This is a genomic window from Pseudomonas sp. LBUM1649 (assembly GCF_059716155.1).
This window is the reverse complement of sequence record NZ_CP166807.1, coordinates 3,178,597-3,194,973: the sequence shown is the minus strand read 5'-3', so window position 1 is coordinate 3,194,973 and position 16,377 is coordinate 3,178,597. Positions and strand designations below refer to the sequence as shown.

At 60.7% G+C, this 16,377-nt stretch carries 11 protein-coding genes, 1 tRNA gene and 2 pseudogenes; 3 read left to right on the top strand and 11 right to left on the bottom strand.

Features of this window, described 5'->3' with window-relative positions:
• Positions 1–79: 79 nt before the first annotated feature.
• The gene (locus ACA058_RS14800; protein WP_497635127.1) at positions 80–1,348 is read right to left on the bottom strand and encodes an IS110 family RNA-guided transposase; all 1,269 of its coding nucleotides are present in this window, start codon (positions 1,346–1,348) and stop codon (positions 80–82) included.
• 662 nt (positions 1,349–2,010) lie between these two features.
• Here ACA058_RS14800 and phaR point away from each other — a divergent pair.
• Positions 2,011–2,526: a polyhydroxyalkanoate synthesis repressor PhaR gene (phaR, locus tag ACA058_RS14795; protein WP_497639734.1), complete on the top strand. Its 516-nt coding sequence runs from the start codon at positions 2,011–2,013 to the stop codon at positions 2,524–2,526.
• 35 nt (positions 2,527–2,561) lie between these two features.
• On the opposite strand, the gene phaP is transcribed toward phaR, so the two are convergent.
• Entirely contained in the window at positions 2,562–3,155 is a 594-nt protein-coding gene (phaP, locus tag ACA058_RS14790) for a TIGR01841 family phasin (protein WP_497639733.1), read from the bottom strand.
• Between the two features lie 140 nt (positions 3,156–3,295).
• Positions 3,296–4,318 (bottom strand): AraC family transcriptional regulator, encoded by a 1,023-nt coding sequence (locus ACA058_RS14785; RefSeq protein ID WP_497639732.1) that lies wholly within the window; start codon positions 4,316–4,318, stop codon positions 3,296–3,298.
• 341 nt (positions 4,319–4,659) lie between these two features.
• On the opposite strand from ACA058_RS14785, the pseudogene ACA058_RS14780 reads away from it, so the two are divergent.
• A pseudogene (locus ACA058_RS14780) lies at positions 4,660–5,438 on the top strand (alpha/beta fold hydrolase); the annotation flags it as partial.
• Positions 5,439–5,617: 179 nt separating this feature from the next.
• Here ACA058_RS14780 and ACA058_RS14775 read toward each other — a convergent pair.
• The 7 genes from ACA058_RS14775 to fdnG all read right to left on the bottom strand — a co-directional run bounded on the left by ACA058_RS14775 (position 5,618) and on the right by fdnG (position 14,675).
• A tRNA-Sec gene (locus tag ACA058_RS14775) sits at positions 5,618–5,713 on the bottom strand.
• A 6-nt stretch (positions 5,714–5,719) separates the two neighbouring features.
• Positions 5,720–7,627, bottom strand: coding sequence for a selenocysteine-specific translation elongation factor (gene selB / locus ACA058_RS14770; RefSeq protein WP_497639731.1), 1,908 nt, complete (start codon positions 7,625–7,627; stop codon positions 5,720–5,722).
• Position 7,628: 1 nt separating this feature from the next.
• A complete protein-coding gene (selA, locus tag ACA058_RS14765) occupies positions 7,629–9,047 on the bottom strand; it encodes an L-seryl-tRNA(Sec) selenium transferase (protein WP_497639730.1) in 1,419 nt (472 codons plus the stop codon).
• Between the two features lie 45 nt (positions 9,048–9,092).
• Positions 9,093–10,019, bottom strand: coding sequence for a formate dehydrogenase accessory protein FdhE (gene fdhE, locus ACA058_RS14760; protein ID WP_497639729.1), 927 nt, complete (start codon positions 10,017–10,019; stop codon positions 9,093–9,095).
• Positions 10,020–10,023: 4 nt separating this feature from the next.
• Complete coding sequence (locus ACA058_RS14755) at positions 10,024–10,677, bottom strand: formate dehydrogenase subunit gamma (RefSeq protein ID WP_497639728.1); 654 nt, start codon at positions 10,675–10,677, stop codon at positions 10,024–10,026.
• On the bottom strand, positions 10,674–11,609 hold the full coding sequence (fdxH, locus tag ACA058_RS14750) for a formate dehydrogenase subunit beta (protein ID WP_497639727.1): 936 nt from the start codon (positions 11,607–11,609) through the stop codon (positions 10,674–10,676). The genes ACA058_RS14755 and fdxH overlap by 4 nt, the downstream gene beginning before the upstream one ends.
• Complete coding sequence (gene fdnG, locus ACA058_RS14745) at positions 11,610–14,675, bottom strand: formate dehydrogenase-N subunit alpha (protein ID WP_497639726.1); 3,066 nt, start codon at positions 14,673–14,675, stop codon at positions 11,610–11,612.
• Between the two features lie 307 nt (positions 14,676–14,982).
• On the opposite strand from fdnG, the gene ACA058_RS14740 reads away from it, so the two are divergent.
• Positions 14,983–16,137 carry a MalY/PatB family protein gene (locus ACA058_RS14740; RefSeq protein ID WP_497639725.1) on the top strand — a complete coding sequence of 385 codons (1,155 nt, stop codon included), beginning with the start codon at positions 14,983–14,985 and terminating at the stop codon, positions 16,135–16,137.
• Between the two features lie 19 nt (positions 16,138–16,156).
• Here ACA058_RS14740 and ACA058_RS14735 read toward each other — a convergent pair.
• Positions 16,157–16,291 (bottom strand): annotated as a pseudogene (locus tag ACA058_RS14735) (IS110 family transposase); the annotation flags it as partial.
• Between the last annotated feature and the right edge of the window lie 86 nt (positions 16,292–16,377).

The window sequence follows — 16,377 nt, the reverse complement described above, 5'->3', positions numbered from 1 at the left end:
GCCGGCCGGTAGGCCGCCTCGCTTTGGCTTCTGATTTGGCTGTTGATTTTCTTGCCCCCTCACGCCCTGAGCCTGTCCGTCAACCTGTGACTACCTCCATCGGCGCCTCTACCAACGTTGATCCGCGCCGCGTTAAAGCCTGCAAGTAAGCCATTTCGTCATAGACGGTGCCGTTTTTCCAGCAGCGATAGACGATTCTGATCCACTTGAAAGCAAGTGCTCTCAGGGTCGCCTGGTATGAGCAGCCTTTAGCCCGCTGCTGCCGATAATAAGCCTCGGCCCACGTTGATTGAGTGATGCTGTGAGCGGCCCATTCGACAAAGGTCTGACGCAAGAAGGTTGAGCATTGGTAGCGCCAATACACGACTTTCTTCTTTCCGCTACGCTCGGTAACGGGTGCGATTCCGGCATATCGCTGCATCGCATTGGCGTCGCTAAATCGATCACGCTGTTCACCAAAAGCCACCATCAGGCGCGGCGCAAGATGTTGGCCGGCGCCAGGGAGTGCCTTAAAGATCGGGTAATCGGCCAAGGTGCTGGCCGTTTCTTCGATCTCGCGATCAAAATCCTTGATGGTGGAAAGGAGCCCTTTAAGTTGCGACGCCAAGGCTGTTGCGTACAACTGCGAAGGACGTATTACCCCCGGGTCCTGTGTCAAAGGCATCGCTTGGGTGATGATTTCCCAGCGCGTTTGATTGAGTTGAGCGTGACGAGCGTTGTGCTCATTAAAGAACTTGAGAAAAGTACTCTGGCGAGAACGCTTGATGTGCTCAAGCGTGGGCCAGCGCATCAGAAAGTCACAGAACACCACGGTGTCATGACTGCTAAACAGCTCCAGGGCCAATGGATAATACTGTTTGAGCGTACAGATCAAGCGGTTGCTGACCTTCACTCGCTCATCAACCAGTGCACGTCGATGTTCTGTCAGGCTGGCCAAAATACGCATGGCCGGGCTTTGCGGCATCAGCTGCGCAAACCGTTGGGGATAGGTGAGCAACAACTCAAGCGCCCATTGAGCATCGGTCGGATCATCCTTGGCACCGCTGCGGACAAAGGTTTTACGGTGTTTGGCCAAGGTGCTCGGATTGATTGGAAACAGGCAAAAGAACTCGTACTTTTGCAGGGCCGCCACCAACGGGCCCTTGTTGAGCTCAAGAGCAATCGCGATCGGAGCGCCGTAGCGCTCAAACAACGATTTCGCCCAACGATCAATCGATTGGGGTGTGTGGTCGATGACAGAGAAGTGCCGCCGGGTTTCCCCCGCGACCTGCAAACACACGTCATGCTTGGTATCTGCCCAATCTATTCCGACATAAGCAGTGAATTTCTGAGACAGGAGCGTTTGCATCAACAACCTCCACAGGCGCTAAAGTACATGCAGGAACATGCATGCTTACGTCCAGCGAAAGCGATATAGAGAGCCGTGTCGGGCTTTCCCTGAGTATTCGTTAGAGGGCGCAAGCGCACCTGTGGGCTCGAAGGTGAGGAGGTAATCATCGCGTGCTTGAGAGGCATATTCGTAGCCCACGGGTGCATGCTCCTTCCCTTGATTAAAACTGACTTCCAGACACCGAAGTATGGAAGAGGAAAGGAACGGACAACCTATATCGAGAGGCCGAGTGGAGGTTCTGCGCAGTGGGCAAACCGGCATGGATGGCGGCGGGCCCACGGAGCAGGACCGGAGCGAGGGCATGCCGAGCCACAGCGAGGCACCGAACGCCAGGGGCAAGAGCCCTTGGTTACTTGGGGCTCTTCCAAGTGACCCGCTGTAAGAGCGGAACCATAGGTGGCCGTTACCGCAGGAATGGATATGTACTCGGTCAACATATAATAGGTCGGATGTCAGGGCGCCTTCGCCTCCTACAAGGTAACGTGTGCATTTGAAGATACACGCTCATCCTGGAGCTGCCGCAGGCTGCGATCTTTTGATTCTGCCTTACCCCCAATCCGCGGCGGTGACCATAGTAGGTTAAGATGCCTGCAAACCAGGCACGCCACGAGACACCCCGCATGACAGACCGGAAAACGCCCCGCCTGATCAAGAAGTACCCCAATCGCCGACTCTATGACACGCACACTAGCAGTCACCTGACCCTCGCGGACATACGCCAGCTGGTCGTCGATAAAGTTGAGTTTCAGGTGGTGGACGCCAAGAGTGGCGAAGACCTGACCCGCAGTATCCTGCTGCAAGTCATTCTGGAAGCCGAAAGCGGCGGTGAGCCGATTTTCACCAGCGAAATGCTGATGGGGATTATCCAGTTCTACGGTCCTTATCAGGGCGTACTCGGCAGCTACCTCGACAAAAGCATTCAGACCGTGATCGACATCCAGTCGCAGACCGGCGCGCAATCGTCCGAAGCCTGGAGCACATTCATGCGCCAGCAGACGCCTGTGATGCAGGACCTGATGCGCCAGTACGTCGACCAGTCCAAGGCGCTTTACCTGAATACGCAGAACATGTTCGGCCTGTTTGGCGCCAAGCCGAATACCGATGGCGCAAACAAAAAAAATGGCGATGGGGAATAAACCCATCGCCATCGGTGCAACGGTACTGATTTGACTTACTTGTTACCGTTGGTTGCCTTGGCATTTGCTTGCGGGGCAGCTTTTGCGACAGCGTCCGCTGCTGCAGCGGTTGCGGCGTCGGTTGTGGCATTAAAGCTACCCTGAGCGGCCTCTGTCGCCTGTTTGGCGGTTTTTTGCGCGCTTTCAAACACGGTACCGGCATTCGCCAGGGCCGATTTGAATGCTGCCACCACTGGCTCGGAACCGGCCGGTGCGTTCTTGCTGATCTCTTCTACAAAATCCTGGACCTGCTGAGTGCCCGCCTCGACCTGACGCGACGTCAGTTGGGCGATGTCCGACTGGGTGCCCACGATCAATGCTTGCACCTGACGGTTGTACTCGGCCAGGCGTTCAGTCTGTGCGTTCGGCTGGCTGAAAGAAGCCTGCAAATCGGCGAAGCCCTGGGGATCGCGGACGGCCAGCAGTTTGCGCACACCTTCGAATTGCTCTTCGGTGGATTCACGCAGTGCCTTGAACTGCAACTGGCTCAGCTGCTCAACGCTGGCGAAGACTTTGCCGCTGATGTGCTGCAAAAGATCGAGGTTGGCTTTCTGAACGGTTTGCAGTTTTTCCGAATTGAAAAAAGACATGCTTGAACTCCTGGTACTGAACGGCCCGAAGGGGCCTGAAGACGCGACAGCGATCCGGCAATCATCGCGATAGGCTTTATATTGCAGTGCACAAAAGTGTTTGGCAACACTTGTTTTGTGCAGCGCAAAATAAACCTTACCTACGCAATTACACATGACTCATCGGCACGGTATTGGCCGGGGGTCATGCCGAACCAGCGGCTGCACGCCTTGTTGAAACTGCTGTGATCATGAAAACCAAGGAGATAGGCCACATTCTTCATGTTGAAGTGAGAATGGCGCAGGTAGAAGTCGGCCAATTCTCGACGTACAGCGTTCTGCACGTCCTTGAATTGCGTGCCGTCCTTTTCCAGTGCCCGCTGCAGCGTCCGCTTGCTGATGTTCATCGCGCTGGCGATCGACTCCATGTCGCATTGTCCCTGGCCATGGCTCAAGCGCTCTGTGATCAATGCGCGAATTCTGCCGACAATGGAAAAACCGAACAGCAGATCCAGTTGCGCCTCGGCAAAGCTGTCATGCAGCACCGCCAGCGCCTCGTTGGCCATGCTCAGCGGCCGGAGGATCTCCTGGCCGTCAAACAGAATACTGTCGTAGGGCGAGCCGAATTGCAGGTCGCAACCAAACAAGCGTCGATGCTCCGACGTGTCCGCAGGTTCCGGATAGCTGAATTCCACACTCAGGGGGTGCGGCAGCTTGCCGTCGCCGAGCCAACGGCAAAAACCCAGCAGAGACGCCAGCCCCGCATCGACATACTGGCGTGGCTTGATGGAGCCCGATTGTTGGTGATCGAGCGAGGCCAAGCGGAAATGCTGCTGCTCGGGGACAAAAAACAGGCTGAACCCGGTGCCGATCAACGGACTGAAGCGCACCAGGCGTTCCAGTGCCAGTTTCAGATTGAGGCTCGACATCATCGTGTAGCCGACGATCTGAAACGTGCCCGGATGGAAATGCCCGTAGGCCTTGAGGCCGAGGTCCGGATCCCCTCCGGCCTGCGCGGCCAGTTGCCACAAGCGATAGATCACCCTTCGCTCGCACAGCGCTCCGGGCGTATTGGCGAGCCCCAGGTCCAACCCGGCTTCCCGGCACAGACTGGCGACATCCAGTCCTTGTGCCGAGAGTGTATTGACCAGTACGTTGGCATAGCCTGAACTCATTCTAAACATGGCGTCCTCGATGACGATTGGAACCGGACATCCTGTCCGGAGCCACGACTGATTTGCGGGTGAGTAAATACTGAGTGTCCGCTCAATTTGAAGTATTGACACAAGTTTAGGTAATCAGTGTTTTTCCCTGCATCCGACCGGTGACCGGGCGTGGCACCGTTGGACACCGGACAGTCACCTCCCAACACTTCCGCAACGTCCGCCGATGCCCAACACTGCCCTTCTTGCAACGCAAAACCTGGCTGGCGTCCGATGAATCGGGCTACATCACCGGTGCCGACCTCCGGCGCCGTAGGTTTTTTTCTGACCGGTTTTCCTGTGCGGGCAAGGAGTTCCATGGCTCTGCGCTGGCGGTCCTGGCGGCTCGTGGCGACACGGAAATCGCCAGCGTAAGCCTATTGACCACTTTCCTCGATTGCCTCGACACCGGCCCCATCGATATCTTCGTCGACGAACAATCGTGGCCTACCGCGAACGTACCATCGGCGGTATCGGCGGCCCCATCGGCCTGTTCAAGGGCGAGGACATGGGCAATACTTTTTCGCTGCTGCGTCCGAACGATTTGTGGTGGAACTGCAACGTCGACAAATACCTCAAGGGCCAGAAACCGAACGCGCTGGACCAGCTGTTCTGGAACAACAACAGCACCGACCTGCCGGGGCCGATGTACTGCTGGTATCTGCGCCACACCTATTTGCAAAATGACCTGAAATCCGGCGAGCTGGACTGCTGCGGGGTGAAACTCGACCTGCGCGCCATCGATGCGCCGGCCTACATTCTCGCCACCCATGACGACCACATCGTGCCCTGGAGAAGCGCTTACGCCAGCACCGGCTTGCTCAGCGGCACCAAACGTTTCGTACTCGGCGCCTCGGGGCATATCGCCGGGGTGATCAATCCACCCGCCAGGGAAAAACGCAATTACTGGACCAACGACCACCTGACGCAAGACCCGGACACCTGGTTCAACGATGCCGAGCAGCATCCTGGCAGTTGGTGGAATGACTGGTTCAACTGGCTGGCCGAGCATGCCGGAGCGCGCGAAGCATCGGTGCTGCACGCCGGCAATGCCCAATATCCGGTGCTGGAGCCGGCACCGGGGCGTTATGTGATGCAATGAGTAGCGAGGGCAATCTGCGGAGCCGCGGTGCCAGCGACTGATCGTTCCCATGCTCCGCGTGGGAATGCATCCCGTGACGCTCCGCGTCACTAGTGCGCAGGACTCAAGTCTTGCGGTGCCAGTGGAACGCGGAGCGTCCCCGGCGGCATTCCCACGCGGAGCATGGGAACGATCCAAAGTGGCGGAAGGTAGCCGGAGTCGAACCTGCCCGGGAACGGATGCCGTCCCCAACCGGGTTTGAAGCCCGGCCGCGCCACCGGGCGCGATTACCTTCCTTGAAGTCAATGATGGGTTGGCCGGGCCAGTGCATTGTCCTGGCGGATGTGGCGCTTGTCCCCAAAGCGCCGGGTCAGGCCAAGCCGGTCGAAGTATTCGAGAATCTGGATACTGCGCTTGCGCCCCAGTCCCACCGCATCGCGAAACGCCGACACCTGGATCACCGGGTCATCATCGGCCAGTTGCATCAGCATAGCCGCCAGACGCCGGATCATCGCGTCGCTGTAAAACAGGTCGCGGACCACTTGATGCAGCAGCCCCAACCGGGCCATTTTGCGCAGCAGCAAGCGCACCGTGGCTTCATCACGACCCAAATCGCGCACCCAGGGTGGATCAAACCCGGCCGCGTCGAACTGCGGCTGCAACTGTTGCCACAGGGCTTCGTCGTCTGCACTCAAGCGCACTTGATGAGTGGGCAAATGCAGCCACGGCCCGCTCGCGGTGATGACACCTTCGGCCAGCAATTCGTCGAGCAGGCTGATGAAGGACGGGCGATCGAGTGCCGTCCCGCTGAATCGACGCAGGCGATCGCGGTCCGGGCCCATTTGATCCGGCTCCAGTTGGTGAAAGCGCGCCAGATGTTCCAGCAACTCCGCTTTCAAGGCCTGCCAGCGGGCAGCGCTGAACAACTGCGGACTCTGCCGCGTTTCGATCAACCGCACGTCATCCGGCAACAGCCAGTTTGCACGCGGATGGTTGAACTGGCGTTCCAGACGTTGCGGATCAAGTCCGGTGTCACTGTTGGCCAGCAACATCGGCATGACGTCTTCCAGGCTTGTGGTCGTCACCAGCGCCTGTAACTGCGCCAATCGCTCAGGACTGCGACGGTGTCGGGTCGGTGCGAACGGATCAATCACTCGACCGCCGCCGAGGGTCCGTTGCGCGCTCTGCTCACGCAAGATCAGCGGATCGCCCTTCACAGCCTGCACCGGCGCATTGAGCAGGATCTGCGCGAACATCCGCTCACCCGGCGCCAGACTGGAACCCTCCAGCAGGGCCACGCGCCCGGTTACGTCTTGCGTGCCGATATGCACATGCACCGGCTGAAAATGCTCGAAGGCGCGAGGCTCGCCGGGCAACAACTTCAGGTCGATATCCAGACGCTGAGTGGGTGCGTACAGCCACTGCGCCGACAGCCACTGTCCGCGATGAATCTGCTCCAACGCCAGGCGTTCCGCGCTCAGGTTCAACGCAACGCGCTGCCCTGCTGGCGCGCATTCGGCGGCTTGATTCTGCGCATGCAGGCCACGCACCCGCACGGGTTTGCCGAGGGGACCGAGCAGCAGCGTATCGCCCACCACAACCTGGCCGGATAGCGCCGTGCCGGTGACGACGATCCCCGCGCCGGCGACGCTGAATGCCCGATCAATCGCCAGGCGAAAACCACCACTGAGGCTTCGTTGCAGCACCTCACGCTGCGCAACCAGCAAGGCCTGGCGCAGGGTGTCGATGCCCTGCCCGGTCACGCTCGACATCGCAATCAACGGTGCATCGGCATAGGGCCCGGGCGCCAGTAAGGATTCGATTTGCTCGCGCACCACTTGCACCCGGGATGATTCGACCCGGTCGCATTTACTGATCGCCACGAGTGCTCGGGGAATGCCCAGCAACTCGACGATGGCCAGGTGTTCCCGGGTCTGCGGCATCACGCCGTCGTCGGCGGCCACCACCAGCAGCACCAGGTCGATGCCCTGTGCACCGGCGAGCATGTTGTGGGTGAAGCGTTCATGACCGGGTACGTCGATGAAACCGGTGAGGGCCGCACCCGGTTCCAGCGCGGTGTAGAGATAGCCGAGGTCGATGGTCATGCCGCGTTCGCGCTCTTCCCGGCGCCGATCACCGGCCTGCCCGGTCAAGGCCTCAAGCAATGCGGTCTTGCCGTGGTCGATGTGCCCGGCGGTGCCGACAATCACCTTACGTCACCTGCAAATGATCGAGTTGCGCCAGCCATGCCGGTTCGTCGTCCAGTTGCCGCAGGTCGAGCCACAAGGCGTCGTCGTCGATGCGCCCGAGCACCGGGATCGGCAAGTCTCGCAGCGCATCTTCGAGCCCATGCAGGCTTCGCCCGCGCAGACGTTTAGAGGTTAGCGGTCGCAGGCATAACGCGGCACTGGGCAAGCGCGCCACCGGTTGGCTGCCGCTGCCGATCATGCCCAGCGCGAACTCCGCGCTGACGCGCCAGCCATCGCCCAGCACCCGGGCCAGTGAAGGTTGCAGACGCTCGACCTGGGCGAAGATGTCGGCCTGGGGGCGGGTCAGCAGACGCAGACTTGGAAGGCGTTCGGCCAAGCGTTCGGGATTGCGGTACAGCCCCAGCACCGCTTCGAGCGCCGCCAGGGTAAGCTTGTCGACCCGCAGCGCCCGTTTCAGCGGGTTCTTCTTGATCCGTGCAATCTGTTCCTTGCGGCCGACAATCAACCCGGCCTGTGGACCTCCCAGCAATTTGTCGCCGCTGAAGGTAACGATGTCCGCGCCATCGAGCAGGGCCTGGCGCACCGTCGGTTCGGCCGGCAAGCCCCAACGGGTCAAGTCCAGCAGGCTGCCGCTGCCGAGGTCTTCGAGCAGCGGCAAGTCATGTTGATGTGCCAGGCGCGCCAGCTCGTCGGTCGGCACCCGGGTGGTGAAACCCTCGATGCTGTAGTTGCTCGCATGCACCCGCATGATCAAGCCGCTGCGCGGGCCGATGGCGGCTTCGTAGTCGCGGGCATGGGTGCGGTTGGTGGTGCCGACCTCGACGAGTTTGACCCCGGCGCGCGCCATGATGTCGGGAATGCGAAAGGCGCCGCCGATTTCGATCAGTTCGCCTCGGGAGATAATGCCTTCCTTGCGTGCGCCCAGGCTGTTGAGGGTCAGCAGCACCGCGGCGGCATTGTTGTTGACCACGGTCACCGCTTCGGCGCCGGTCAGCTCGCGGATCAGGCCCTCGATCAGATCGTCGCGGTCGCCGCGCTTGCCGCTGTGCAGGTCGAATTCCAGATTCAACGGATAGCGCGCGGCCATTTGCACGGCGTCGATGGCTTCCTCCGGCAACAAGGCGCGCCCCAGATTGGTGTGCAGTACCGTGCCGGTGAGATTGAACACCCGGCGCACGTGGCTGCGATGCTGGCTGGCCAGACGCTCGCCCGCCCTGCCCGCCAGCACTGGCGGGGTGAGTTCGACCTCGTTGAGTTGCCCCACCAGAACAGATTGGCGCAAGTCATCGAGCAACTGGCGCAGGCTGGCGAGCAAGGCGTCGCGCCCATAGCGTTCGGCCAGCGGCTGGCAGGCCGGATGGCGTAGCAGGCTGTCGACCGAAGGTAGTCGCAAGGCTTGGCTGGTGGATCGGACAGACATCAGGCGCTCCCGCAAACGTTGACCGCCTGAGTGTAGACCTTCGCTTCAGTCGCCCCCGGGTGCCAGCAACAGATTGGGCGCAGGGCGCTGAAAGCCTTCCTGTTCCAGGCGCATGTCGAGGATCAGGCTGCTCAGGTCGGCGGACAACGCTTCGCCCTCGGCGTCGCATTCGAGATACAGCTGCTTCAGATAACTGTGACAACCCGGGCAGGTTTCCGCGCGCAACGGCGCCATGTCCGCGGCGTAGCGGTCGCTGTCGAGACTGACGTATTGCAAGCCTTTGCTCTGCTCGCAATACACGCATTTGACCCGCACCACATGCCATTCGCAGGCACACAGCGAGCACACCAGATAGCGCAAGCCGTTGTATTTGCCGCGATGGCGGATCACTCCGGCCATGGCGGGTGAACCGCATGCCGGGCACTGGTTGAGGCTGTTGCCGGGTTTCAAGGCGAGGTCTTTGGTACTCAGCAGCCAATGGCTCCACGCGACTTGCAAGGCCGCACCCAGAAATGGCACCAGCGACGCCGGCAGCAAGGCGAATTGCCCGCTGACCAAGGCAATCGCCCACGCCTTGAGCTGCCCGACGTCGGCATCACGCAGGGTTGCCACGGCTTTTTCCACCGCGGGTTGTGCCGGTGGCAGATAGAGCTGCAACAGCGCTTGCAGATACGCCAGCCACGCATCCTCGCGCACCAGACTGTCGGCGGCGAACGGTGGCAGACCGTGATCCAGGCACAGCTGGATGCGCTGCGGGTCCGGCGATGCCGCCTCGGGTGGACCGTCCAGCAGTCGTTGCTGCACGTTGCACAACCCCGCGACCAGGCGCAGGTAATCGGCCAACGGATGCCCCTCGGCAAGGCGCTCCAGGCGCAGCGCACGCAAGGTAAACAGGTTAGGCGGTGGCAAGTGCAGAAACGGCGGCGATGTCGCCGCCGCTTCAATCTGTCCCGGCTCCAGGAGGGTGGCCAAAGCGTTATCCTTTTTTGTTCAGCGGCGGGTCGGGACGCTCGTCGCGGGTCACTTCGCGGTACCAGAGCTCGTGGTGTTTCTTCGCCCAGGCACGGCTGACCCAGCCGTGCAGCATGGCGCTGACCGAGCCCTTGATCCAGATGCCGGCGTAGATGTGCACGATGATGCTCAGGATCAGCACGAAACCGGCCAACGCGTGCAGCAGCATCGCCCAGCGAATGCTGGTAATGCCGAAATACGCGCTGAAGTAAGCGCGCCAGATCACCAGCCCGCTGAACAGCAGCACCAGCATGCACAGCAGTAAAGTCCAGAACAGCAGCTTCTGCCCGGGATTGTATTTGCCGATGGCCGGCACGCCCTCTTCCTGGTTTTTCATCACCCGGTCGATGCGCCGCAGCCACAGTCGATCATTGCTGATAAAGATATTGGCGCGCCAAAAACTCAGCACCAGGCCGAAGAAAAACACGAACATCAGCACGCCCATGAACGGGTGCAGGATACGTGTCCACGGCCCGCCACCGAACAGGTTGCTCAGCCAGAACAGCGCTGGGTGGAACAACGCCAGCCCCGATAACCCCGCCATCAGGAACAGAATCGCCACCAGCCAGTGGTTGGTGCGCTGGTTGCTGGTGTAGCGCAGGATCGTCTTGTTGCTCATGGCCTGCCCTCCCCGCGTGGATCGTAGGTATGCACTGCCGGATCGACCTGGTGTACCGAAGTGTCCGGCGGGTCCGGATGCTCATCCTCTTCGACCACTTGTGGCCCGACGCGCACGTAATGGAAGAACCCGGCCAGTACCGCCGCGCCCATGGCCAGCAGTGCCAAGGGTTTGCTGACACCCTTCCACAGACTCACCAACGGGCTGATGACCGGATCGCTCGGCAGGCCGGCGTACAGCCTAGGCGTGTCGGCGTGGTGCAACACGTACATCACGTGAGTACCACCGACACCGGCAGGGTCGTACAGACCGGCGTTGTCGAAGCCACGACTCTTGAGGTCGACGATGCGTTCGGCGGCATGCTCCTTCATGTCCTGCTTGGAGCCAAACACGATGGCCCCGGTCGGACAGGTTTTCACGCAGGCAGGTTCCAGCCCCACCGCCACCCGATCCGAGCACAAGGTACATTTGTAGGCCTTGTGGTCCTTTTGCGAGATGCGCGGAATGTTGAACGGGCAACCGGTGATGCAGTAACCACAGCCGATGCAGTGATCCTGATTGAAATCGACGATGCCGTTGGCGTGCTTGATGATCGCCCCGGGACTGGGGCACGCCGCCAGGCAACCGGGTTCGGCGCAGTGCATGCAGCCGTCCTTGCGGATCAGCCATTCCAGGTTGCCGGCGTCGGTTTCGTGCTCGGTGAAACGCATCAAGGTCCAGGTTTCTGCGGTCAGGTCCTGCGGGTTGTCGTAGGTGCCGAGGTTGTGGCCGACGTCGTCACGCAGTTCGTTCCATTCCGAGCAGGCGACCTGGCAGGCCTTGCAGCCAATGCACTTGGTAGTGTCGATCAGCTTGGCAACTTCCTCCAGGTTGCGTACCGATGACGGCACGGTGGTGGTGGCCGAGCGGGCAATGATGTCTTGGCTGGCCATTTAGACTTTCTCCACGTTGACCAGGAATGACTTGGATTCCGGGGTCTGGGTGTTGCCATCGCCGAGGAACGGCACCAGGGTGTTGGTCAGGTAGCCGTGGCGCGTGAGCCCGGTGAACCCCCAGTGCAACGGGATTCCGATTTGGTGCACAATCTGATTGTTGACCTGCAACGGACGAATCCGCTTGGTCACCACGGCCACCGCCTCGATGAAGCCGCGCTTGCTGCCGACCCGCACCCGGTCGCCGGCGACGATGCCTAATTCCTTGGCCAGCACTTCGCCGATCTCGACGAACTGCTCGGGCTGGGTAATTGCGTTGAGCTTGCAGTGCTTGCTCCAGAAGTGGAAATGCTCGGTCAGCCGGTAACTGGTGGCGGCATAGGGGTAATCCTTGGCCACACCCAGGGAGTCCCATACCGAATCGAATATCCGCGCCGCCGGATTGCTGGTGGCTTTCTTGTTCTGCGGGTGCAGCGGATTGATGCCGATCGGCGTCTCGAACGGCTCGTAGTGCTCGGGGAATGGCCCTTCGTTCATCTTGTCGACGGCGAAGAACCGCGCCACGCCTTCGGGGTTCATGATGAACGGATTCATCCCCGCTTCCGGCGCCACGTCAGCCTTGTAGTCCGGCACATCGGTGCCGGCCCAGGCTTTGCCGTTCCACCACACCAGGCGCTTTTTCTCGTCCCAGGGTTTGCCTTGCGGGTCGGCCGAGGCGCGGTTATAGAGAATCCGCCGGTTCGCCGGCCAGGCCCAGGCCCAGCCCTGGTGCTGGTGCATGCCATACGGGTCGTTGTTGTCGCGCCGGGCCATCTGGTTGCCCGTTTCGGTCCAGCTGCCGCAGAAAATCCAGCACCCGGACGCCGTGCTGCCGTCGTCCTTGAGCTGGCCAAAACCGGCCAGTTGCGCATTGCCCTTGATGACCGCCCCCGTGGCGTCGGTGAAGTCGGTGATGGCGTAGCCGTTGACCTCCTTGGCCAGTTCTTCCGGTGACGGTTCGTCAGGCACCTTGTACGGCCACGACAGTTTGAGCAGCGGGTCGGGATAGGCGCCGCCCTCGGCCTGATAGCGCTGACGCAGGCGCAGGAACAGCTCGCTCATGATGCGTATGTCGGTGTACGCCTCCCCAGGGCCGTCGGCTCCCTTCCAGTGCCATTGCAACCAGCGACTGCTGTTGACCAGCGAGCCGTCTTCCTCAGCAAAACAGGTGGTGGGCAGGCGAATCACTTCGGTCTGGATGTCGGCGCTGTTGACGTCGTTATACGGCCCGACCTTTTGCCAGAACTCCGAGGTTTCGGTGGCCAGCGGGTCCATCACCACCAGCCATTTGAGCTTGGCTAGCGCGGCCATCACGCGGTTTTTATCCGGCAACGCCGCAATGGGGTTGAAGCCCTGGCAAAAATAGCCGTTGACCTTGCCCTGGCCCATCAGGTCGAACACCTTGAGGATGTCGTAGTTGGGGATGTCCAGTTTCGGCAGATAGTCGAAGGCCCAGTTGTTTTCCAGCGTGGCATTGGCCCCGTACCAGGCTTTCATCAGGCTGACGTGGAATTTGCCGTAGTTCTGCCAGTAGGACAGTTGCCCCGGCCGCAGCGGGTTTTGCGTGCGCTTGACGATGTAGGCGTTGTAGTCCTGCTCGGCATCGCCGGGCAGCGTCAGGTAGCCCGGCAGCGAGTTGGACAGCAGGCCCAGGTCGGTCAGCCCCTGGATATTGGAGTGCCCGCGCAAGGCATTCACGCCCCCGCCCGGCATGCCGACGTTGCCCAGCAACAGTTGCACCATCGCTGCGCTGCGGATGATCTGCGCGCCAATCGAGTGCTGGGTCCAACCCAATGCATAGAGGATGGTCATGGTCTTGCCCGGTTGCGAGCAAGTGGCGATTTCCTCCCAGATTTTCTGCATGGCATCGACCGGCATGCCGCAAATCTGGCTCGCCAGTTCGATGTTGTAGCGGCTGTAATGCTGCTTCATCAGTTGATACACGCAGCGTGGGTCATGCAGGCTCGGGTCGGTTTTGACGAAGCCGTCTTCACCCAAGTCGTAGCCCCAGCCGGACTTGTCGGTGTACGCACGCTTGTCCACGTCGTAGCCGCTGAAAATCCCGTCCTCGAAGCCATACCCGGCTTTGACGAGGAACGACACGTCGGTGTAGTTGCGCACGTATTCGTGCTGGATCTTGTCCTCGGTCAGCAGATAATTGATCAGCCCGCCCATGAAGGCGATGTCGGTACCGGTGCGGATCGGCGCGTAATAATCGGCCACCGAGGCAGTCCGGGTGAATCGCGGATCGACCACGATCAACCGCGCCTTGTTGTGCGCCTTGGCTTCGGTCACCCACTTGAAGCCACAGGGATGCGCTTCCGCTGCGTTGCCACCCATTACCAGAACCAGATTCGCATTGGCGATATCGGTCCAGTGATTGGTCATGGCACCACGGCCGTACGTCGGGGCAAGACTTGCCACCGTCGGGCCGTGTCAGACACGCGCCTGGTTATCGAACCCCAGCATGCCGAGACTGCGCACCACCTTGTGGGTGATGTAGCCCGCTTCGTTGGACGCCGCCGATGCCGCGAGGAAGCCGGTGGTCAGCCAGCGGTTCACCGTCTGGCCCTGGTCGTTCTTCTCGATGAAGTTGGCGTCGCGGTCGGCCTTCATCAGGTCGGCGATGCGATCGAGCGCTTCATCCCAGGAGATTCGCGCCCACTCGCTGCTTCCGGGCTTGCGCATCTGCGGGTATTGCAGGCGGCCGGGGCTGTGAATGAAGTCCAGCAGGCCTGCGCCTTTGGGGCACAGGGTGCCGCGGTTGACCGGATGGTCGGCGTCACCTTCGATGTGGATGATATTTTGCGCGACATTCTTGGCCTCATCGCCCTGGCTGTACATGATCAACCCACAACCGACCGAGCAATACGGGCAGGTGTTACGGGTTTCATGGGTGTGGGCGAGCTTGAAATGGCGCACCTGCTCGGCGAAAGCGGCAGTCGGGGCCATGCCCAACGCGCCCAGGCTCGAGCCTGCAAGGCCGATACCGGCGACCTTGAAGAACTGACGACGGCTGAGGTCCATCGTGCACTCCTTATCAGGTGGAAATCCGCTGCGTTGCCGGACTTTTCTGGACAATCACGGTTGCGGCAGCGTGGCCACCGACATTTGAATTTTAGACAAGGCTGTCGAATTCGTGATGAATCCCGACCGTCGGAACTGGCCCGCCCTTATCCTGTGGGAGCGAGCCTGCTCGCGATGGACTAAAGAACGGCGCGTTTAGCCAGTAGACCCGCGTCATCGTTAACGACCATCGCGAGCAGGCTCGCTCCTACAATGATTGGCGCTTATCATGGCCGCCATGATTAACCGGCCTTTACGAGATTTGCGCATGACTTTCGATTTTGATCAGGTGTTCGACCGCCACGGCACTGGCAGCACCAAGTGGAGCCGCTACCCGGCCGACGTGCTGCCGATGTGGGTCGCCGACATGGATTTCGCCGCGCCGCCGATGATCATCCAGGCCCTGCAAAAGCGCCTGGAACACCCGTTGCTCGGCTACAGCGTGGCCAAGGAAGATTTGCGCGAAGCCATTGTTGCCGATTTGTGGAACAAGTACGCCTGGCGCGTCGAGCCGCAAGAGCTGATCTTCCTGCCCGGCGTCGAGTCGGGCTTCAACATGGCGCTCAAGGCGCTGGTACAGCCGGCACAGAATGTGGTCGTGCAAGTCCCAAACTATCCGCCCCTGCGTCACGCGCCCGGTCATTGGGGCCTGAACAAGGTCGAGCTGAACTTCGACCCGCAGCCTGACGGCACTTACGCCACCCCACTGGCGACCTTGAACGCGTCCCTGCAAGGGGGCGGCGCGCTGCTGCTGAGCAACCCGCACAACCCGTTGGGCAAAGCCTTCGCCCGGGATGAACTGCAGACCATTGCCGACATCTGCCTGGCAAACGAGGCCTGGATCATTTCCGACGAGATCCACGCCGAACTGTGCTTTGACGGCCGCCAGCACCTGCCGATGGCGTCCCTGAGCCCGCGAATCGCCCAGCGCACCATCACGCTGATGTCGGCCAGCAAGGCCTACAACATCGCCGGCCTGAAAACCTCGTTCATGATCATCCAGGACCGCCACCTGCGCGAGAAGGTCAATCATGCCCGTTGCGGCATGGTCGACAGCGTCAATCCGCTGGGCATGGAAGCCACACGCGTCGCCTACAGCGAAGCCGCACCCTGGCTGGCCGGGCTGAAGGACTACCTGCAAGGCAACCGCGATTACCTGGTCGACGCCGTGCGCAGCCGTTTGCCAGGCATCACGATGAATGTGCCGCAAAGCACCTACCTGGCCTGGCTCGATTGCACAGCGCTGGGGCTGGATAACCCGCAACAGTTCTTCCTCGAACAAGCCAAGGTGGGCTTGAGCCCTGGCCTGGATTTTGGCGATGACTGCCAACAGTTCGTGCGCCTGAACTTCGGCTGCCCGCGGTCGTTGCTGGAGGAAGGGATTGCGCGCATGGAGCGCAGTTTGCGTCACCGTAACGGCTGACCCGCATCTGTAGAAAATTCTATGTTTGGGGGCCCTCCCCAAGCATAGAATTTTGCTTGTATTCGCTTTGATTTTTCATCATCGCTAACATCACTCTGGCCAACTTGCGCGCAAGGATAATCAGAGCTTGAGCGTCTTTCAGACCCCGGGCCAAGTCGCGCCAATAGCCCCCGAATTGCCCAGGCAAATTCAAAGCTTTTCAACAGAGGCATTCCGCAGCGATAACCGGCGCACACCGCG